A 20,000-nucleotide genomic window follows, 5' to 3' on the forward strand; every position below is an offset into this window, starting at 1 on the left:
GGCTTCCTGTGGACCACGCGTACAACGGGATGGCAGCTGCAGAACTCGCTTCCTTGTTTGAGCTGACGTGGCAGAAGAGCAGACACAGCAACTCGCAGGGTTCCTGCGTGGAGTTCGCGAAGCTGCCCGGCGGCGACGTCGCCATGCGCAACTCGCGCTTTCCGGACGGACCGGCACTCGTCTACACGCCGGCCGAGATAGAAGCCCTGCTTCTGGGCGTCAAGGACGGCGAGTTCGATCACCTGATCGGCTGACGGAACGGCGCATCCATCAAGCCATGCACGTGCACTGGCCGGGACCGATCGCAGTGATCGGTCCCGGCCAGTTGTCTTGATCTTCGCTCTTGTGTCAGTCCTGGAGCAGGAACAGCGCCCAGACCACTTTCCCGGTGAGCCGCCCCGCGAGCGGGTGCCAGCCCCAGCTGTCGCTGTACGAATCCACCAGGAACAGCCCGCGCCCGGACTCCAGGTCGAAGTTCTCCTCCGTGCGCTCCGGGGAGAAGGCCCCGCCGGGCCGGTCCTCGCTGGGGTCGCGCACCGCGCACACCAGCCGGGTGCTCCACCGCATCAGGTGCAGCCGTACCGGCGGCTCCGGCTCGCCGTCCGGGCACCGCGCATCCTCGGGCAGGGCATGGCGCAGCGCGTTGGTGACGAGCTCGGAGACGACCAGGGCCACATCGTCGAAGCGGTCGTCGAGGCCCCACTGGGACAGCGTCGACCGGGTGAAAGTGCGCGCGCCCCGCACCGCGTCGAACCGTGCGGGCAGAGCGCAGGAGGCGGACCCGGAGACAGCCGTGGGGTCGACCGGGGGAAGCCCCTGCCGTAACGGCTCGAGCATGGTCGATCCATTCGTCCCCATGCGAGGCACTCCCGGGATTCGCGGACGAAGCGGCGGCTTTGTCCAAAGAGAACTGCGGGGTGGGTCCGGCGCCGGCGCGAAGAGCACGCAGGTGCGCGGGGACCATCGTTCCGAATGCGCGAGCCGGATGCAAGGGCAGATGCACGTGCACGCGCCGGACCTGTCCCCTCACGTGACGGTTCTTGCTCATTTCTTCCTACGCATACTTACGGACTTCTTTTCCCGGAGGCAGGATTCCGTTACAGAACGAGTACGGCCCGATGCGTTTTGGTGGCAGACTGCGGGCCCTGGGGTACGGGGGCCCCGCGACGCACGCGCACACCACGCGCACGCCAATGCGATGGGGAGGGCAGTACTAGTGACCGCAGAAGCAAGCGGTTCTGTGGTGCGCCGCATCCTCCTGGGCTCCCAGCTCAGGCGACTCCGAGAATCCCGCGGCATCACCCGTGAGGCGGCCGGCTACTCGATCCGCGCATCCGAATCGAAGATCAGCCGCTTGGAGTTGGGAAGGGTGAGCTTCAAGGCAAGGGACGTCGAGGACCTCCTGACGCTCTACGGGGTCACGGACGCCTCCGAGCGCGAGTCCCTCCTGGGACTGGTGCGCGAGGCCAACGCGACCGGCTGGTGGCACAGTTACGGCGACGTGCTGCCCGGGTGGTTCCAGACGTACATCGGCCTGGAGGGCGCTGCCTCGCTCATCCGGATCTACGAAGTCCAGTTCGTCCACGGCCTGTTGCAGACGGAGGCCTACGCCCACGCCGTCGTCAGCCGAGGCATGCCCGGCGCCACCACCGCCGAGATCGACCGCCGCGTCGCCCTGCGCCTGGAACGGCAGAAGGTCCTCGTCTCCGAGAGTGCCCCGGTCTTCCACGCCGTCCTCGACGAGGCCGCGCTGCGCCGCCCGTACGGGGACCGCAACGTCATGCGCGGTCAGCTGGAGCACCTCATCGAGGTCTCCCAGCGGCCCAACGTGCAGCTCCAGGTGATGCCCTTCTCCTTCGGCGGCCACGCGGGAGAGAGCGGAGCCTTCACCCTGCTGCGCTTCCCCGAGTCGGACCTCCAGGACATCGTCTATCTGGAACAGCTCACCAGTGCCCTCTACCTGGATAAAGACGAGGAAGTGGGTCAGTACGAGCGGGCGATGGAGCGGCTCCAGGCCGACTGCCCCGACCCCGACCGGACCAGGGATCTTCTCCGTGGCCTGCTTCAACTGTCTTGATTCGCACGTAGTATGACGTCTGATCAGTGCATGATGACCGATCGGTCTCCGGTGCAGCGCACGGGTGCGCGCTCGCAGTAAGGGATGGCATGTCCATATTCAGCGACCTGGCTCACCAGTACATCGACGGCGAATGGCTGGCCGGCACCGGTTCGTGGGACATCATCGACGTCAACCCGTACAACGGGGAGAAGCTCGCGGCCATCACCGTGGCCACCGTCGAGCAGGTGGACCAGGCCTACCGCGGCGCCGAGCGCGCCCAGCCGGAGTGGGCGGCCACCAGCCCTTACATCAGACGCGCGATCCTGGAGCGCGCCCTGCGGATCACCGAGGAGCGCGAGAAGGAGATCGTCGAGGCGATGATCGACGAGCTCGGCGGGACCCGTCCCAAGGCCGAGTACGAGGTGCACCTCGCCAAGGAGTTCATCCGCGAGTCGATCCAGCTGGCCGTCCGCCCCGAGGGCAGGATCCTCGCCTCGCCGGTCGAGGGCAAGGAGAACCGGGTCCAGCGGCTTCCCGTCGGCGTCGTCACCGTGATCAGCCCCTTCAACTTCCCCTTCCTGGTCACCCTGAAGTCGATCGGCCCGGCCCTGGCGCTGGGCAACGCGGTCGTCATCAAGCCCAACCAGAACGCGCCGGTCGTGGGCGGCGGGCTGATCGCCAAGATCTTCGAGGACGCGGGACTGCCGGCCGGTCTGCTGAACGTCCTGGTCACCGACATAGCCGAGATAGGCGACGCACTCCTGACGCACCCCGTCCCCAAGGTCATCTCCTTCGCGGGATCGGACCGGGTCGGCCGGCACGTCGGGGCGGTCGCCGCCCGCCACTTCAAGCGCACGGTCCTGGAGCTCAGCGGCAACAGCGCGCTCGTGGTCCTCGACGACGCCGACCTCGACTACGCGGTGGACGCGGCAGTCTTCAGCCGCTTCGTCTACCAGGGCCAGGTCTGCATGGCCGCCAACCGCATCCTCGTCGACGCGGCCGTCGCCGAGGAGTTCACCGAGAAGTTCACCGCCCGCGTGCGGGGACTGAAGACCGGTGACCCGCACGACGCCGACACCCACATCGGCCCGCTGATCAACTCCTTCCAGGCCGACGCCCTGACCGCGCTGGTGGACCAGGCCGTGGAATCGGGCGCCCAGGCGCTCGTACGAGGGTCTACGCGCGGCAACCTCGTCGAACCGACGGTGCTCGCCGGGCTCCCCGAGGACTCCCCGCTGCTGGGCCAGGAGATCTTCGGCCCGGTGGCCCTGCTGGTGGTCTTCGACGGCGAGGACGAGGCCGTACGGCTGACCAACGCGACCCCGTACGGCCTGAGCGGCGCCGTGCACACCCGGGACGTGGAGCGCGGGGTCCGCTTCGCGCAGCGCATCGAGACGGGCATGATGCACGTCAACGACTCCACGATCGGGGACGAACCGCTGGCCGCCTTCGGCGGCGAGAAGGCCTCTGGCCTGGGCCGACTGAACGGCGAGGCGACCGTCGAGGCGTTTACCACCCAAAAGTGGATCTCGGTGCAGCACGGGCGGAGCCGCTTCCCGTTCTAGACTCAGCCGGGCGTACGGCATGCGTCCGGGGGAGATCAGCGTTGAGCAACATACCGGAGACCGGACGGACCCCTCGGGTCCAGAACCGGCTCGTCGTCATCCAGATCGTGGTCTTTTCGCTGCTGCTCACCCTGGGCGGACGGCTCTGGTACCTCCAGATACGCAATGGCCGGGAGTACACGGACGAGGCGAAGAACAACCACGTCCAGCAGGTGGTCCAGCCCGCCGTGCGCGGCTCGATCCTCGACTCGCGCGGGGTTCCGCTCGCCGACAACGCCACCCACCTCGTGGTCTCCGCCAGCCGCACCGAGCTGCTGACCATGAAGGACAAGGGCAAGTCCGTGCTGACCCGGCTCGCCGGGGTGCTGGGCATGGACGCCCAGGAGGTCATCGACAAGGTCCGGCTCTGCGACGCCAAGACCAAGCAGCCCTGCTGGAACGGCTCCCCGTACCAGCCGATCCCGGTCAGCAACCAGGCGACCACCGAGCAGGCCCTGCAGATCCGTGAGCACCCCGAGGACTTCCCGGGCATCACCGCCGAGGCGACCGCCCTGCGGCGCTACGCGGCGCCCGACGAGGCCAACACCTCCCAGGTGCTGGGCTACCTCTCGCCGGTCACCGACGAGGAGATCGCGAAGGCGAAGAAGTCGGACTCCCCGTACCTGCGCTCCGACCAGGTGGGCCGCTCCGGCCTGGAGCGCACGTACGACAAGGAGCTGCGCGGGAAGGCGGGCATCACCCGCTACGAGGTGGACAACCTCGGCCGGGTCATCGGGCAGGGCGAGACCGATCCGGCGCAGCCCGGCGCGAACATCGTGACCTCGATCGACTCGCGCGTGCAGGCGGTGGCCGAGCGCGAGCTGAACAACGCGATGGTCGAAGCCCGCAAGGTCAACGACAAGAACACCGGCAGGAACTACGAGGCCGACTCGGGCTCCGTCGTGGTGATGGAGACCAAGACCGGCCGCATCGTCGCGATGGCCTCGAACCCGACCTACGACCCGAACGCCTGGGTGGGCGGGATCTCCGCCAAGGACTACGCCGGGCTCACCGACAAGGAGTCCAACTACCCGCTCCTGAACCGGGCGATCCAGGCACAGGCGGCGCCGGGCTCCATCTTCAAGGTGGTCACCTCGACCGCCGCGGTCAATGCCGGGTATCCGTTCAACAACCGCTACCCCTGCCCCAGCTCGTACTCGGTCGGCAGCCAGACCTTCACGAACTTCGAGTCGCAGGGCCACGGCGACATCACCATCGGCCGGGCCCTGGAGGTCTCCTGCGACACGGTGTACTACGCCATCGCGGACCAGGAGTGGAAGAAGGACGGCGGCATCAAGCCGAAGAAGGACCCGAACGACTGGTTCCTCAAGACCGCGCACGAGTTCGGGCTGGGCAAGCGCACCGGCATCGACCTGCCGAACGAGGTCCCCGGCCGGATCCCCGACCGCAAGTGGAAGCAGGACTTCTTCGACGCGAACAAGGACGCCTGGTGCCGGGACGGCAAGAAGAACGGCAGCTTCGCAGAGAAGATCGCCTACGAGAACTGCCGCCAGGGCAACCAGCTGCGCGAGGGTGACGCCATCAACTACTCGATCGGGCAGGGCGACACGCTCGTCACCCCGGTCCAGATGGCCTCCGTCTATGCGGCCATCGCCAACGGCGGCACCCTGCACCAGCCCAGCGTCGGCAAGGCGGTCGTCAGCGCCGACGGGAAGTCGGTCCAGGAGATCGCGCCGAAGGAGCAGGGCAAGCTGCCGATGGACCGCAAGACCCGCGACAACATCGACGAGGCACTCGCCGGCGTGGCCACCAACGGCAGCGCCGCCTGGCGCTTCGGCGGCTGGCCGCAGAAGCAGATCCCGATGCACGCCAAGACGGGCACGGCCGAGGTCCAGGGCAAGCAGACCACCTCGTGGTTCGCCTCCTACACCGAGGACTACGCGATCGTCATGACGATCTCCCAGGGCGGCACCGGCTCGGGCGCCTCCGGCCCGGCGGTCCGCAACATCTACGAGGCGATGTACGGGCTGGACAAGACGGGCAAGCAGGACCTCACCAAGGCCCTGCTCCCGCAGCCCGCCACCGCGCTGCCGGCGATTCGGCCGGACGGGGAGATTTCCCCGAACTGAGCGGGCATCTAGGACAGGATCTGACCGCAAGGCTCCGTAGCGTGTGAGGTGTCGGGGGGAGGGCCCCCGGCACACCCCACGCAGAGGCGGTCCGGTCATGGCCCAGATTTCCACCGAGGTCCTCGGCGACGAGCGCGGCACGCTCCTCGCCTTCGTCGAGGCCCAGCGCACGGCGATCCGCGAATCGCTCCTCGGGCTCGGCGAGGAGCAGGCGGCGAGCCGCACCACCGCCAGCGAGCTCACCCTGTCCGGGGTGCTCAAGCACGTGGCCGAGGTCGAGCTGAACTGGCTGCGGCTGGCCCAGCAGGCCCCGAACGAGCGGCAGCGGACCCAGGAGACCTGGGGCGAGGCCTTCCGGCTGGTGGAGGGCGAGTCCATCGCGTCCGTCCTGGCCTTCTGGGACGAGGTCGCGCGGGAGACGGAGGCCTTCGTCGCCACCCTCCCGAGCCTGGACGACACCTTCCCGCTCCCGCCGGCGCCCTGGTTCCCGAAGAACGGCAAGGTCTCGATGCGCTGGATGCTCCTGCACCTGGTGGAGGAGTTCGCCCGGCACGCGGGCCACGCGGACATCGTCCGGGAGTCCCTGGACGGCACCCGCGCCATGGGCTGAGGGTCCGGCCACTAGCCTGGCCGCATGTCAGCGATCAGGCTTCTCGTCCTCGGCGCGGTCCGCCAGCACGGGCGGGCGCACGGGTACCAGGTGCGCAACGACCTGGAGTACTGGGGCGCCCACGAGTGGTCCAACACCAAGCCCGGCTCGATCTACCACGCGCTCAAGCAGATGGCGAAGCAGGGCGTCCTGCACGCCCACGAGGTGGCGCCGAGCGCGGCGGGGGGTCCGCCGCGCACGGAGTACGAGGTGACGGACGCGGGCAGCGAGGAGTACTTCAAGCTGCTCCGCGAGGCCCTGGCGGCGTTCGACCAGAAGACGGACCTCCTCTCGGCGGCGATCGGCTTCATGGTCGACCTGCCCCGGGCGGAGGTCCTGGCCCTGCTGCGGGAGCGGCTGGCGAAGCTGGCGGCCTGGCGGACGTCGGTGACGGACTACTACACGCCCGAGGAGGGCCCGCAGGCGCTGGGTCACATCGGCGAGATCATGCACCGCTGGGTCCATTCCGCGGACGCCGAGGCCGAGTGGACCCGCGGGCTGATCGCCCGGATCGAGGGGGGCGCCTACTCGTTCGCGGGCGAGGGCGGCGACCCCTTCGTCGGGGTCCTGGCGGACGGCCAGGAGAACCCGTACGCCTAATCAAGTTTGACTAGCCCGGATCCGGGCAGTACCTTGGCGCATCCTGCTACTCAAATTTGACTAATGAGCTGGGCGTGAGGAGTTGGAATCGCGTTGGCGATCTTCGTGGAAGGTGTCCACAAGCGGTACGGGGACAAGCCGGCCCTGGCCGGACTGGACCTGGAGGTGACGCGCGGGACGGTGCACGCCGTGCTCGGCCCCAACGGAGCCGGGAAGACCACGGCGGTCCGCATCATGAGCACCCTGCTGCGGCACGACGAGGGTGTGGTCCGGGTGGCGGGCCACGACGCACGGAAGGATCCGGCGGCCGTCCGCGCCCGGATCGGGCTGCTCGGCCAGCACGCGGCGCTCGACGAGGAACTGTCCGGGCGGCAGAACCTGGAGATGTTCGGCCGCCTCCACCACCTGGGCGCGGGGCGGGCCGGGCTGCGGGCCGACGCGCTGCTGGACCGGTTCGGCCTCGCCGACACCGGCAGCAAGCCCGTGAAGCAGTACAGCGGAGGCATGCGGCGCCGGCTCGACCTCGCGGCGTCCCTGATCACCGAGCCCGAGGTGCTCTTCCTCGACGAGCCGACCACCGGGCTCGACCCGCGCGGCCGCACCGAGGTGTGGAGCGCGGTCCGCTCGCTGGTGGGCGGCGGCACGACCGTCCTGCTGACCACGCAGTACCTGGAGGAGGCGGACCGGCTGGCCGACCGCATCACGCTGATCGACGCCGGCCGGGTGGCGGCCGAGGGCACGGCCGACGAGCTGAAGTCCCGCGTCGGGCCGGACCGGATCGTCGTCGTCCTGCGGGACGCGGCCCGGCTCGCGCAGGCGGCGGCGCTGCTGCCGGACCCGGCCGTGGACGCGGACACCCTCACCCTGGGCTTCCCGGTGGCGGACCGCATGGCCGGCCTGGCCCTGACCCTGCGCGCGCTGGAGGAAGCGGGCATCGAGGCGGCGGACCTCTCGGTCCGGCGGCCCACGCTCGACGAGGTCTTCCTGCACCTGACCGACCGCACGGACCCCGACCGTAGGAACACCGACCGCACGGACGCCGCGGAGGTGGCCGCATGACGCAGCACACGATGTCCGGGGCGGGCTGGGTGGCCGTGGACTCCTGGACGATGACCCGGCGCGAGCTCGCGCACTGGGCGCGCCAGCCGGTCCAGATGGTCGTCGGCCTGGTCTTCCCCGTGATGATGCTGCTGATGTTCGGCTTCCTGATCGGCGGCGGGCGCGGCATCGACGGCGAGTACGTCGAGTTCCTCGTGCCCGGCATGCTCGCGCTGACCATGGCCTTCGGACTGGAGGCGACCATGACGGCGGTCACCCGGGACCTGGGCAAGGGGGTGATCGACCGGTTCCGCGCCATGCCGATGTCCTCCTCGGCGGTCCTGGTCGGCCGCAGCGCTGCGGACATGCTCCAGTCGGCCGTGGGGCTGGTGGTCCTGGCGGGCGTCGGCCTGCTGCTCGGCTGGCGCTGGCACGGCTCGCCCGCGGCCGCGCTGCTGGCCTTCGCGCTGCTCCTGCTGCTGCGCTTCGCGATGCTGTGGATCGGGATCTTCCTGGGCATGGTCGCGGGCCGGCCCGAGCTGGTCCAGGCGGTCCAGATCCTGGTGTGGCCGGTGGGCTTCCTCTCCAACGCCTTCGCCACGCCGGAGGCCATGCCGGGCTGGCTGGGGACGGTGGTGGAATGGAACCCGATGTCGGCGACGGCGACGGCGGTCCGCGACCTGTTCGGCAACCCGGCGGCGGCGCCCCATTCCTGGGCCTCCGACCATGCCGCGCTGCTCGCGGTCGGCTGGCCGCTCCTGCTGCTGGCGGTCTTCCTCCCGCTGGCGGTGGCGAGGTTCCGCGGCCTGAGCAGATAGGCCCGGGGCGGGGACTTGCACCTCACGCCACGTGAGGAACCACAGTGAAGGGCGTACCCAACCAAGAGGAGAGGGACGGGAAGATGGGCTACTCCGTGGGCCAGGTCGCCGGTTTCGCCGGAGTCACGGTGCGCACCCTGCACCACTACGACGAGATCGGTCTGCTCTCCCCGAGCGACCGCAGCCACGCGGGTCACCGGCGGTACGACGACGCCGACCTGGACCGGCTGCAGCGGATCCTGTTCTACCGGGAGCTCGGCTTCCCCCTCGACGAGGTCGCGGTCCTGCTGGACGACCCGGAATCGGATCCGCGGGAGCATCTGCGCCGGCAGCATGCCCTGCTGACCGACCGGATCGCCCGGCTCCAGCAGATGGCCAAGGCCGTTGAGCACGCCATGGAGGCGAAGAAGATGGGCATCAACCTCACGCCCGAGGAGAAGTTCGAGGTCTTCGGGGACCAGGATCCCGAGCAGTACGCGCAGGAGGTGGAGGAGCGCTGGGGCGACACCGAGGCGTACGCCGAGTCGCAGCGCCGGGCGGCCTCGTACACCAAGGACGACTGGCAGCGGATCCAGGACGAGTCCGCCGACTGGGGCCGCCGGTACGTGGCGGCGATGGAGGCGGGCGAGGCCGCCGGCGGTGAGCGCGCGATGGACCTGGCCGAGGAGCACCGCCTGCACATCCACAAGTGGTTCTACGACTGCCCGTACGAGATGCACACGTGCCTCGGTGAGATGTACGTGGCGGACGAGCGGTTCACCGCGTTCTACGACGCGATGAAGCCGGGCTTCGCCGCGCATCTGCGGGACGCGATCTTCGCGAACGGTGTGCGCAAGGTGTAAGCGGAATATCACGCATCCGACCCCCTCCGGTCCCTGGAACCGGGCGGGGGTCGTGTGCGTTGATAATTGAGACCGCCTTTACCTTGCCCGCAACCGCCTGCTGCCCCCGGCACGCCCCCCGATCCAGGAGAGTCCGGAACCCGTGTACACGATTGCGCTCGGCCCTCAGTGGCTGTCCCCGGACTACCTGATCTCGCACTTCGGCCTGATCGGCATTCTCGTCATCGTCTTCGCCGAGTCGGGGCTCTTCGCGTTCCTGCCCGGCGACTCCCTGCTGTTCACGGCGGGTCTGCTGGTCGCGGACGGGCAGTACATCAAGCAGCCGCTGTGGCTGGTCTGCACCCTGATCGTGGCCGCCGCCATCATCGGCGACCAGGTCGGCTACATGATCGGCAAGTTCTTCGGCCCGAAGCTCTTCAACCGGCCGAACTCCAAGCTCTTCAAGCGGGAGAACCTCGACAAGGCGCACGAGTTCATGGACCGGCACGGCCCGAAGGCCATCGTGCTCGCCCGCTTCGTCCCGATCATCCGCACCTTCGCGCCGATGGTCGCCGGCGCCGGCTCGATGAAGTACCGCACGTTCCTGACGTTCAACGTCATCGGCGGCATCGGCTGGGGCGCGGGCGTCACGATCGCGGGTTACTGGCTCGGCCAGATCGAGTTCATCAAGACGAACGTCGAGCCGATCCTGGTGGGCATCGTCCTCATCTCGGTCATCCCGGTGATCTTCGAGGTGCTCAAGGCCCGCAAGGAGAACAAGGCGAACGCCGTCGAGGCACAGGCCGAGGCCGCCGCCGTCGACGGGGGCCCCCAGACCCCGGGCACCCGCGGCCGCCACGCCAAGCGCTAGCCGTTTCGCCCCGACGGGGTACGCACACGCCCCGCAGGCACGCAGGAGCCTGCGGGGCGTACGCGTACCCCGTAGGGCTAGAAACCCCTCGTCCGCTTCGCCGCACGGCGCTTGGCGGCGCTCGCGGCCCCCGGGATGCGCATGAACAGCCGGGAGGTCTCCGACCCCAGGTTGACCCCGATGGCGATGGCCAGCGCGATGGCCGCCGCGTTCACCAGGGAGCCCAGCCCTTCGTTCAGCCGGTTCTCGGCGATCAGCAGCAGTCCGTAGTACGTCGCCGAGCCGGGCAGCAGCGGGCCGATGGCGGCCGTCACGTACGGCAGTGCGGATGCGAAGCGGTAGCGGGAGAAGAGCTGCCCGAAGAGGCCCACCAGCCCGGCGGCGATGGCGGTGGACGGCACCGGCGGGATCTCGCCCGCGTAGTGCAGGGCGCCGAAGGTGACCCAGGCGACGCCGCCGTTGAGGGTCACGATCAGCACGGTGGAACGTTCCTGCTGGAGCAGGATCGCGAAGGTGAAGACCAGCACCATCGAAGCCGCGATCTGGAGCAGCGGCCGCTGCTGGATCTCCAGGACCTCCTCCGGCCGCGGGGAGGCGTCGAACTGCAGGCCGACGTAGAGCACGACCAGTACGCCCATGATGATGCCGATGAAGAGGTACATGACCTCCAGCAGCCGGGCGGAGGCGGTGATGTAGAAGCCGGTCAGGCCGTCCTGCACGGCCGCGACCAGGGCCCGCCCGGGCAGCAGTGCGAAGAGCCCGCCGGTGATCACGGCGGAGGCCTTGACGTCGATCCCGGTCATGTTCAGCGCCACCCCGATCGCGGCCGGCGGCATCGCCGCGACCACGAACTGGTAGAACTCCGGCAGCCCGCGGCCGGCGCACAGCCAGGCCAGCCGGTCGCCGAGGACCGCGCCGAGCGCCGCCGCGATGAACACCAGGACCCCGCCGCCGACCAGGGTGGAGGCGGCGCCGGCGAGCAGCCCGGCGGCGGCGGTGAGCATCCAGCCGGGGTACGGGTGGCGGTTGCGGCGGATCTCGGCGAGGCGCCGGTAGGCCTCCTCCAGCGAGATGTCGATCTCGGGGGCGCTGATGTCGTCCACCAGCCGGTAGACGGCCGAGAGGCGGTTGTAGTCGGTGCCGCGGCGGCGCACGGTCCGGTTCGCCGAGACCGGGTGGTCCACCAGCGAGGGCTGGTGGGTGATCGACAGCAGGGTGAAGGTGACGGTGGGCTCGCAGCGGTCCAGCCCGTAGGAGCGGGTCACCGCGAACATGGCGGCCTCCACGTCCTCGGCGCCCTCGCCGCCCGCGAGCAGCAGCTCGCCGATGCGCAGGGTCAGGTCGAGCACGCGGCCCACGGCGGGCCCGGCCTCGCTCGGCCGGTGTACGAGATCCGGTACGGGACGCACGTCGACCGGCATGCGCAGCATCGTGCGCATGCGGTCCTGCCAGGGGGATTCCTTCAGCTGGGAGAGGGGGAAGTCCTGGCCGGGGGTGTAGGCGGGCGGGGAGTGCGCGGCGCTGTAGGTGGCCGGGGTGGCGAAGGCCGATCCCTCGGGCTCGGGCTGCACCGGCTCGGCGCCCGCCGGACGGGCGAACTCCGAGGTGGGCTGGTCCTCGTCGAGGGCCTCCGGCTCCATCCCGGGCGGCGGCGTGAAGGCGCTGTGCGCCTCGTCGGACTGGGGCTTCCTGTCCTCTGCCCCGTCGGCCTCCGCCACGCGTCCTCCAGTCCGTGATCACCTGCCGTATCAGTATGCGGAACCGTTTCCTCCATGGCGAAGGCAGGTTGCAGCCCGGCTCCGCATGCGACAGCGGGCGGCACCCCGTCCGGGGTACCGCCCGCCATGTCACAGAGGGCGCGGGGGAGACCCCCGGCCCGTTACCGCCGAGCGCGAGCTCAGTGGTGGCCGCCCTGCGCCTCCAGGCGCTTGTACGAGGCCTCGATCTCGGCCTCGGCCTCGGTACGGCCGACCCAGTTCGCGCCCTCGACGGACTTGCCCGGCTCCAGGTCCTTGTAGACCTCGAAGAAGTGCTGGATCTCCAGGCGGTCGAACTCGGAGACGTGGTGGATGTCGCGCAGGTGCTCGACACGCGGGTCGGAGGCCGGCACGCAGAGCAGCTTGTCGTCGCCGCCCGCCTCGTCCGTCATGCGGAACATGCCGATGGCGCGGCACTTGATCAGGCAGCCGGGGAAGGTCGGCTCGTCCAGGATGACCAGCGCGTCCAGCGGGTCGCCGTCCTCGCCGAGGGTGTTCTCGACGAAGCCGTAGTCGGCCGGGTAGCTGGTCGAGGTGAAGAGGCGACGGTCCAGACGGATCCGGCCGGTCTCGTGGTCCACCTCGTACTTGTTCCGCGAACCCTTGGGGATCTCGATGGTGACGTCGAACTCCACGTCCTGCTCCTCCATGATCAGCTTCAGCGGTCCGAGTTGCTTCGGGACCGCACTTGATTCAAATACGCGCGCGTCCGGCCCAGCCTCCCCCAGCTACCGCTGGGAGGGGCCCCCAGCCGGTGGGGTGCCATGCTCGCGGCAAGACGCAGTGGTTAAGTGTCCCTCACGCATATGTGTGATCGCGAAAGGGGCTGGTCCGAGGTGCCATTGGTCAAGTCGTGGCAGCTCATCGCGGGTGCGGCCGTCGCCGGTCTCGCCCTGTCGGTGGCAGCGGTGGCCGCTGCCGGTCCGTGGGACTCCGGCCAGCGTAAGGCCGAGCGGGACAGAGCCGCCTCCTGGGGCGTCACGGGTGGCGCAGATCACGGCGGAGGGCCCGGCTCCGGGCTCCTGCCGCAGGCCGCGCCCAGCGCCCCCGGCGTGCTCGGCGCGATCGGCCCCGGTGTCGCGCAGGGGCAGGCGGCCGCCCCCGCCGCCGCCGGGAAGCTCGCCGCCGCGCTCAAGCCGCTGCTCGCCGACCCCGCGCTCGGCACCCTGCGCACCGCCTCCGTCGTCGACACCGCCACCGGGGAGGTGCTCTACGAGTCGGGGGCGCGGGACGCCATGACCCCCGCGTCGACCGTCAAGATCGTCACCGCCGCCGCCGCGCTGGCCGCGCTCGGGCCCGAGCACCGGATCAGGACCACCGTCGTGCCCGGAGCGGCCCCCGGGCAGATCGTCCTGGTCGGCGGCGGCGACCCCTCCCTCACCGCGAAGAAGAAGAGCCCCGCCGGATCCGGCGGCAGCCTCGTCGCGCTCGCCGCCGACACCGCGCAGGCCCTCAAGGCCGCCGGAACCGACACCGTGACCCTCGGCTACGACGACAGCCTCTACACCGGCCCCGCCCGCCACCCGATCGGCGTGAACCCCAACATCGCGCTCGTGACCGCCCTGACGGCCGACGAGGGCCGCCCCGACGACTCCACCTCCGGGCCCGTGGACCGGACCGAGGACCCGTCCAGGGACGCCGCCCGAGCCTTCCGCACGCTGCTCACGGACCGCGGCATCAAGGTCACCGGCGAACCGGCCAGGACCAAGCCCGCAGCCGGCGGGGCCGCCCCCGCCCAGCCGCTCGCCACCACCCTCTCCACGCCGGTGGCCGGGCTCGTCGAGCGGATGCTGACCAACAGCGACAACGACATCGCCGAGGCCCTCGCCCGGCAGACCGCCCTCGCCTCCGGCCAGCCCGCCAGTTTCGAAGGCGCGGAGAAGGCCGTCGCCGCCAGGCTCGCCGCCCTCGGCGTCGACGCCGCGGGCTCCCGCTTCGCCGACGGCAGCGGCCTGAACCGCGCCGACAAGGTCAGCGCCGGCCTGCTGACCGGCCTCCTCACCAAGGCCGCCGACCCGCAGCGCCCGGAGCTGCGGCCGGTCCTCACCGGGCTGCCCGTCGCAGGCTTCACCGGGACCCTGCGCGGCCGCAACGCGGGCACCTCCCCCGCCGCGGGCCTGCTCCGGGCCAAGACGGGCACCCTGACGGGCGTGAACTCCCTCTCCGGGACGGTCGTGGACTCCTCCGGCCGACTGCTCGCCTTCGCGTTCCTGACCGCGAACAGCCCCGGCCCCGAGGGCGCCGAGAAGGCCCTCGACAAGCTGGCGGCGGCCGTCGCGACCGCTTCGTAGGTCTTGCCGGGCAGGACCTGAGGGGGTCCGCCGGGGGCCCTGCCCACGTACGGTTGACGCATGACGAGCATCAGTGGTGCGGAGATGGTCGACTGGAACCTCGCGGTGGCGACCGCGACCCGTTTGGTGCGACCCGGGCCGGAGGTCACCCGGGACGAGGCACGGGCGGTCGTCGCGGAGCTGCGCGGGCACGCCAGGACCTCGGAACGGCACGTGCGCGAGTTCACCCGGATGATCGCGGAAGGGGCCGCCGTCCCCGACACCCCCGTCCTGGTCGTCGACCGGGCCGGCTGGGTCAAGGCCAACGTCGCCGGATTCCGCGAGCTGCTCCAGCCGCTCCTCGGCAAGATGCAGGACCGCCGCGCGGGCGCCCCCGGCGGTGCCGTGCTCGGCGCGGTCGGCGGCAAGGTCACCGGCGTCGAGCTGGGCATGCTGCTGAGCTTCCTGGCCTCCAGGGTCCTCGGCCAGTACGAGACCTTCGCCCCGGTCTCGCGCGACCTGCCGGCCTCGGCCGGGGGCGGGAGGCTGCTGCTCGTCGCCCCCAACATCGTGCACGTCGAGCGCGAGCTGGAGGTGAACCCGCACGACTTCCGGCTGTGGGTCTGCCTGCACGAGGAGACGCACCGTACACAGTTCACGGCCGTCCCGTGGCTGCGCGACCACCTCGAAGGCGAAATCCAGACGTTCCTGGGCGCCACCGACGTGGACCCGGCGACCGTCCTGGAGCGCATCCGGGAGGCCGCCCAGTCCTTCGCGGGCGCCCGCCCCGTCGCCGAGCAGGGCGACGAGGGGCGCTCCTTCGTCGAGCTCGTGCAGACCCCCGAGCAGCGCGAGATCCTGGGCCGCCTCACCGCCGTCATGTCCCTCCTGGAGGGCCACGCCGACTTCGTCATGGACGGGGTCGGCCCGCAGGTGGTGCCGTCGGTCGCCGAGATCCGCGAGAAGTTCCAGCAGCGCAGGGCCAGCGGAGCCGGCCGTCTCGACGCCGCCCTGCGCAAGCTCCTCGGCCTCGACGCCAAGCTGCGCCAGTACCGCGACGGCGAGCGCTTCGTGCGCGCCGTCGTCGGCCAGGTCGGCATGGACGGCTTCAACCGGGTCTGGACCTCCCCGAACACACTGCCGACCAAGGCCGAGATCGCCAAGCCCGCCGACTGGGTGGCCCGGGTCCACCGCAAGGGGAGCGAAGAGAGCGAATGAGGGTGACTCAAGGGGCGTAAACATGTCTCACTGGGGGAAGCAGCGTCACCCGTCCGAGGGACCGTGGGCCGTGGAAGGGCGTGCGATGCTCGGGGAACGGCTCGGTTCTGTCACCATCAACGCACTCTGAGTGACATCTCTGAGTCACGGCCCCCGTCCGGCGGGGGCACCGGGCACCACCCCCAGCGCACCACACCCCAACGCCTCCGAGGCATCCGAACTCCATCGAAGGGCACCGGACATGGGTCCCCATCCTGCGGTCGCGGCGATACGCCTGGCGGTCCGCCGCGTACTCCACGACGTCCTCACCGACCTCACCGACACACCCGCCGGCCCCCGCACCGCAGCGGGCACCCGGCCACTCGTCCTCGTCGCGTGCTCCGGTGGCGCCGACTCCATGGCGCTCGCCTCGGCCCTCGCGTTCGAGGCCCCCAAACTCGGCATCCGGGCCGGCGGCATCACCGTCGACCACGGCCTCCAGCCGGGCTCCGACCTGCGCGCCGCCGAGGTCGTCACCCGCATGACCGCACTCCGCCTCGACCCGGTGGAGTCCGTCGCCGTGCGCGTGGGCCGTGAGGGCGGACCCGAGGCCGCCGCCCGCGATGCCCGCTACGGGGCCCTGGACGAGGCCGCAGACCGCCTCGGCGCCGCCGCCGTGCTCCTGGGCCACACCCGGGACGATCAAGCCGAAACCGTCCTGCTGGGCCTCGCCCGCGGCTCCGGGATCCGCTCGCTGTCCGGCATGGCCGAAGTGTCCGGAGGCCCCGGCCGCAGCCACCGCTACCGCCGCCCCTTCCTCCAGGTCGACCGGCAGACCGCCCGCAAGGCCTGCATGGTCCAGTCCCTCGCCGTCTGGGACGACCCGCACAACATCGACCCCGCCTACACCCGCTCCCGCCTGCGCCACGAGGGACTGCCCGCCCTGGAGAAGGCGCTGGGCAAGGGGGTCGTCGAGGCCCTGGCCCGCACCGCCCAGCTCTCCCGCGACGACGCCGACGCCCTGGACGCCTGGGCCGCCGAGGCCGAGACCGGCGTACGGGACGCGGACGGCCGCCTGGAGTGCGCCAAGCTGTACGCCCTGCCCCCGGCCGTCCGCCGCCGGGTGCTGCGCAGGGCCGTGGTCGCCGCGGGCTCTCCCGCGGGTTCCCTCTTCGCCCGCCACATCGAGGAAGTCGACCGGCTCATCACCGGATGGCGCGGCCAGGGCGCCATCAACCTGCCCGGACGGGTGGAGGCCCAGCGGCAGGGTGGCAGACTTGTCATCCGGCAGGGCTGATTGGTGCTGAAACACGGCTGAGTCCTCCGGGGTCACCCCCGGAGCCCCGGCCGACAACGAAAGTGATGCGGGTGGACGAGAAGGACATGGGCAACGACCTCCAGTCGGTGCTCATCACCAAGGAAGAGATCGACGCGAAGCTGGCCGAGCTGGCCGCGAAGATCGACGCGGAGTACGCGGGCAAGGACCTGCTCATCGTCGGTGTGCTCAAGGGTGCCGTGATGGTGATGGCGGACCTGGCGCGCGCCTTGTCCACCCCGCTCACCATGGACTGGATGGCGGTGTCCTCGTACGGCGCCGGAACCCAGTCCTCGGGTGTGGTCCGGATCCTCAAGGACCTGGACACCGACATCAAGGACAAGCACGTCCTGATCGTCGAGGACATCATCGACTCCGGTCTGACGCTGTCCTGGCTGCTGTCGAACCTGGGCTCCCGCCAGCCGGCCTCCCTCGAGGTCGTCACGCTGCTGCGCAAGCCCGAGGCCGCGAAGGTCGCGATCGACGTGAAGTGGGTCGGCTTCGACATCCCCAACGAGTTCGTGGTGGGCTACGGCCTCGACTACGCGGAGAAGTACCGCAACCTGCCGTTCGTCGGCACCCTCGCCCCGCACGTCTACGGCGGCTGATCCCGCTCCCGGTCCCCGGGGCCCGTTGCGGGAAGCAGCGCACGCTCCGGGGAACCTGTGGGCGATTCCCGCCGTTGGAGCAGGGGAAGGCGGGTCTGTCAGCCGTCCCACGGGGCAGCGGGTGACAATACAGGGGTACATTCCGAAGAACAGTCTTTACTCACAGCAGCATTTACCTACGGGCAGGAGGGACGGGGTGCCTGGCGCCCCGTATGGATGGACGTGAAGCGATACTTCCGTGGGCCGGTCATGTGGATCGTGCTGGCCGTCCTCGCCGTGGTCGTGTTGATGAATGTCGTCGGCTCCGGCGGCGGCTACAAGTCGGTGGACACCAGCGAGGTCATCAAGGCGATCAACACTGGCCAGGTGGAGACAGCGAAGCTGACCACCGGCGACAGCCAGATGATCAAGATCGAGCTGCGCGACGGCCAGAAGCTCGGCAAGCACGACGGCACCAAGTTCCAGGCCAACTACATCGGGGATCAGGGCGTCCAGCTCGCCCAGAACCTCCAGACCAAGTACGACGCCGGTCAGATCCCGGACGGGTACTCCGTCACTCCGGACAAGACCAGCCCGTTCCTGAGCGTTCTCCTCTCGCTCCTGCCCTTCGTCCTCATCGTCGTTGTCTTCCTGTTCCTGATGAACCAGATGCAGGGCGGCGGCTCCCGGGTCATGAACTTCGGGAAGTCCAAGGCCAAGCTCATCACCAAGGACACCCCGAAGACGACGTTCGCCGATGTCGCGGGCTCGGACGAGGCCGTCGAGGAACTCCACGAGATCAAGGAGTTCCTCCAGGAGCCGGCGAAGTTCCAGGCCGTCGGCGCCAAGATCCCCAAGGGCGTGCTGCTGTACGGCCCGCCCGGCACCGGAAAGACCCTGCTCGCGCGCGCCGTCGCGGGTGAGGCCGGTGTCCCCTTCTACTCGATCTCCGGATCCGACTTCGTCGAGATGTTCGTCGGTGTCGGTGCCTCGCGTGTCCGTGACCTGTTCGAGCAGGCCAAGGCCAACGCCCCGGCGATCGTCTTCGTCGACGAGATCGACGCCGTCGGCCGGCACCGCGGTGCGGGTCTCGGCGGCGGTCACGACGAGCGCGAGCAGACCCTCAACCAGCTGCTGGTCGAGATGGACGGCTTCGACGTGAAGGGCGGCGTCATCCTGATCGCCGCCACGAACCGTCCGGACATCCTCGACCCGGCACTGCTGCGCCCCGGCCGTTTCGACCGGCAGATCGCCGTCGACCGTCCGGACATGCAGGGCCGTCTGGAGATCCTCAAGGTCCACCAGAAGGGCAAGCCGGTCGCCCCGGACGTCGACCTGAGCGCCGTCGCCCGTCGTACGCCCGGCTTCACCGGTGCCGATCTCTCCAACGTCCTGAACGAGGCCGCGCTGCTCACGGCCCGCTCGGACAAGAAGCTGATCGACAACCACTCGCTGGACGAGGCGATCGACCGCGTCGTGGCGGGCCCGCAGAAGCGGACCCGGATCATGTCGGACCGGGAAAAGAAGATCACCGCGTACCACGAGGGCGGACACGCCCTGGTCGCGGCGGCCTCCCCGAACTCCGACCCGGTCCACAAGATCACGATCCTGTCCCGCGGCCGGGCCCTGGGCTACACCATGGTCCTGCCCGACGAGGACAAGTACTCGACCACGCGCAACGAGATGCTCGACCAGCTGGCGTACATGCTGGGCGGGCGCGCGGCCGAGGAGCTGGTCTTCCACGACCCGACCACGGGCGCGGCGAACGACATCGAGAAGGCCACCGCCACGGCGCGGGCCATGGTCACGCAGTACGGCATGACCGAGCGTCTCGGTGCGATCAAGTTCGGCGGCGACAACACCGAGCCGTTCCTGGGCCGCGAGATGTCGCACCCGCGGGACTACTCGGAAGAGGTCGCGGCGCTGGTCGACGAAGAGGTCAAGAAGCTCATCGAGACCGCGCACAACGAGGCCTGGGAGATCCTCGTCGAGAACCGTGACGTCCTCGACAACCTGGTCCTCGCGCTGCTGGAGAAGGAGACGCTGAACAAGGAGCAGATCGCCGAGATCTTCTCGACGATCGTGAAGCGTCCGGCCCGCCCCGCGTGGACCGGCTCCTCCCGCCGCACCCCCTCCACCCGTCCGCCGGTGCTCTCTCCCAAGGAGCTCCAGCTGACGAACTCGGCGAACGGCACCTCGGCGACCACCGCCGTCACGCCGGTCTCCACGGAGAAGGGCATCGAGGTGGCCCCCGAGGACCGCCCCGAGGTCTGATCCACCCGGAATGGAAGCCGCGCCCCCCAGGTTCTAGCCTGGGGGGCGCG

At 70.1% G+C, this 20,000-nt stretch carries 17 protein-coding genes and 1 pseudogene; 15 read left to right on the forward strand and 3 right to left on the reverse strand.

Going from position 1 to position 20,000, the window contains the following annotated elements:
• Positions 1-8: 8 nt before the first annotated feature.
• Complete coding sequence (locus tag OG472_RS24920; RefSeq protein ID WP_030656519.1) at positions 9-254, forward strand: DUF397 domain-containing protein; 246 nt, start codon at positions 9-11, stop codon at positions 252-254.
• Between the two features lie 94 nt (positions 255-348).
• Here OG472_RS24920 and OG472_RS24925 read toward each other — a convergent pair whose 3' ends face one another.
• The gene (locus tag OG472_RS24925) at positions 349-858 is read right to left on the reverse strand and encodes an ATP-binding protein (protein ID WP_401610990.1); all 510 of its coding nucleotides are present in this window, start codon (positions 856-858) and stop codon (positions 349-351) included.
• Between the two features lie 340 nt (positions 859-1,198).
• Here OG472_RS24925 and OG472_RS24930 point away from each other — a divergent pair, with 340 nt between their 5' ends.
• From OG472_RS24930 to OG472_RS24970, 9 genes and pseudogenes are all read left to right on the forward strand, one after another.
• On the forward strand, positions 1,199-2,077 hold the full coding sequence (locus OG472_RS24930) for a helix-turn-helix domain-containing protein (RefSeq protein ID WP_383566739.1): 879 nt from the start codon (positions 1,199-1,201) through the stop codon (positions 2,075-2,077).
• An 89-nt stretch (positions 2,078-2,166) separates the two neighbouring features.
• The gene (locus tag OG472_RS24935; RefSeq protein ID WP_383566736.1) at positions 2,167-3,624 is read left to right on the forward strand and encodes an aldehyde dehydrogenase family protein; all 1,458 of its coding nucleotides are present in this window, start codon (positions 2,167-2,169) and stop codon (positions 3,622-3,624) included.
• Between the two features lie 41 nt (positions 3,625-3,665).
• Positions 3,666-5,741 (forward strand): annotated as a pseudogene (mrdA, locus tag OG472_RS24940) (penicillin-binding protein 2); the annotation flags it as partial.
• Between the two features lie 109 nt (positions 5,742-5,850).
• The gene (locus OG472_RS24945) at positions 5,851-6,363 is read left to right on the forward strand and encodes a DinB family protein (RefSeq protein ID WP_401610989.1); all 513 of its coding nucleotides are present in this window, start codon (positions 5,851-5,853) and stop codon (positions 6,361-6,363) included.
• A gap of 24 nt (positions 6,364-6,387) precedes the next feature.
• A complete protein-coding gene (locus OG472_RS24950; protein ID WP_401610987.1) occupies positions 6,388-7,002 on the forward strand; it encodes a PadR family transcriptional regulator in 615 nt (204 codons plus the stop codon).
• Positions 7,003-7,089: 87 nt separating this feature from the next.
• A complete protein-coding gene (locus OG472_RS24955; protein ID WP_405943207.1) occupies positions 7,090-8,061 on the forward strand; it encodes an ATP-binding cassette domain-containing protein in 972 nt (323 codons plus the stop codon).
• Entirely contained in the window at positions 8,058-8,858 is an 801-nt protein-coding gene (locus OG472_RS24960) for an ABC transporter permease (protein ID WP_401610985.1), read from the forward strand. The genes OG472_RS24955 and OG472_RS24960 overlap by 4 nt, the downstream gene beginning before the upstream one ends.
• 83 nt (positions 8,859-8,941) lie before the next feature.
• The gene (locus OG472_RS24965) at positions 8,942-9,700 is read left to right on the forward strand and encodes a MerR family transcriptional regulator (protein ID WP_405942079.1); all 759 of its coding nucleotides are present in this window, start codon (positions 8,942-8,944) and stop codon (positions 9,698-9,700) included.
• A gap of 142 nt (positions 9,701-9,842) precedes the next feature.
• On the forward strand, positions 9,843-10,550 hold the full coding sequence (locus OG472_RS24970; RefSeq protein ID WP_383566721.1) for a DedA family protein: 708 nt from the start codon (positions 9,843-9,845) through the stop codon (positions 10,548-10,550).
• 77 nt (positions 10,551-10,627) lie between these two features.
• Here OG472_RS24970 and OG472_RS24975 read toward each other — a convergent pair whose 3' ends face one another.
• Both OG472_RS24975 and OG472_RS24980 read right to left on the reverse strand, forming a co-directional pair.
• The gene (locus tag OG472_RS24975; protein WP_401610983.1) at positions 10,628-12,268 is read right to left on the reverse strand and encodes a threonine/serine exporter ThrE family protein; all 1,641 of its coding nucleotides are present in this window, start codon (positions 12,266-12,268) and stop codon (positions 10,628-10,630) included.
• A gap of 179 nt (positions 12,269-12,447) precedes the next feature.
• Complete coding sequence (locus OG472_RS24980; RefSeq protein WP_008742522.1) at positions 12,448-12,942, reverse strand: inorganic diphosphatase; 495 nt, start codon at positions 12,940-12,942, stop codon at positions 12,448-12,450.
• 171 nt (positions 12,943-13,113) lie between these two features.
• Between OG472_RS24980 and dacB the strand changes: the two genes are divergently transcribed.
• The 5 genes from dacB to ftsH all read left to right on the forward strand — a co-directional run bounded on the left by dacB (position 13,114) and on the right by ftsH (position 19,950).
• Positions 13,114-14,598 (forward strand): D-alanyl-D-alanine carboxypeptidase/D-alanyl-D-alanine-endopeptidase, encoded by a 1,485-nt coding sequence (dacB, locus tag OG472_RS24985; RefSeq protein ID WP_405831331.1) that lies wholly within the window; start codon positions 13,114-13,116, stop codon positions 14,596-14,598.
• 60 nt (positions 14,599-14,658) lie between these two features.
• A complete protein-coding gene (locus OG472_RS24990; protein WP_383566712.1) occupies positions 14,659-15,795 on the forward strand; it encodes a zinc-dependent metalloprotease in 1,137 nt (378 codons plus the stop codon).
• 241 nt (positions 15,796-16,036) lie between these two features.
• Positions 16,037-17,071, forward strand: a complete 1,035-nt coding sequence (tilS, locus tag OG472_RS24995; RefSeq protein ID WP_383566709.1) for a tRNA lysidine(34) synthetase TilS — start codon at positions 16,037-16,039, stop codon at positions 17,069-17,071.
• 65 nt (positions 17,072-17,136) lie between these two features.
• The gene (hpt, locus tag OG472_RS25000) at positions 17,137-17,697 is read left to right on the forward strand and encodes a hypoxanthine phosphoribosyltransferase (RefSeq protein ID WP_030010907.1); all 561 of its coding nucleotides are present in this window, start codon (positions 17,137-17,139) and stop codon (positions 17,695-17,697) included.
• 216 nt (positions 17,698-17,913) lie between these two features.
• On the forward strand, positions 17,914-19,950 hold the full coding sequence (gene ftsH, locus OG472_RS25005) for an ATP-dependent zinc metalloprotease FtsH (RefSeq protein WP_401610977.1): 2,037 nt from the start codon (positions 17,914-17,916) through the stop codon (positions 19,948-19,950).
• Positions 19,951-20,000: the final 50 nt, after the last annotated feature.

The organism is Streptomyces sp. NBC_00207 (assembly GCF_045160965.1).
Taxonomy (GTDB): Bacteria; Actinomycetota; Actinomycetes; order Streptomycetales; family Streptomycetaceae; genus Streptomyces.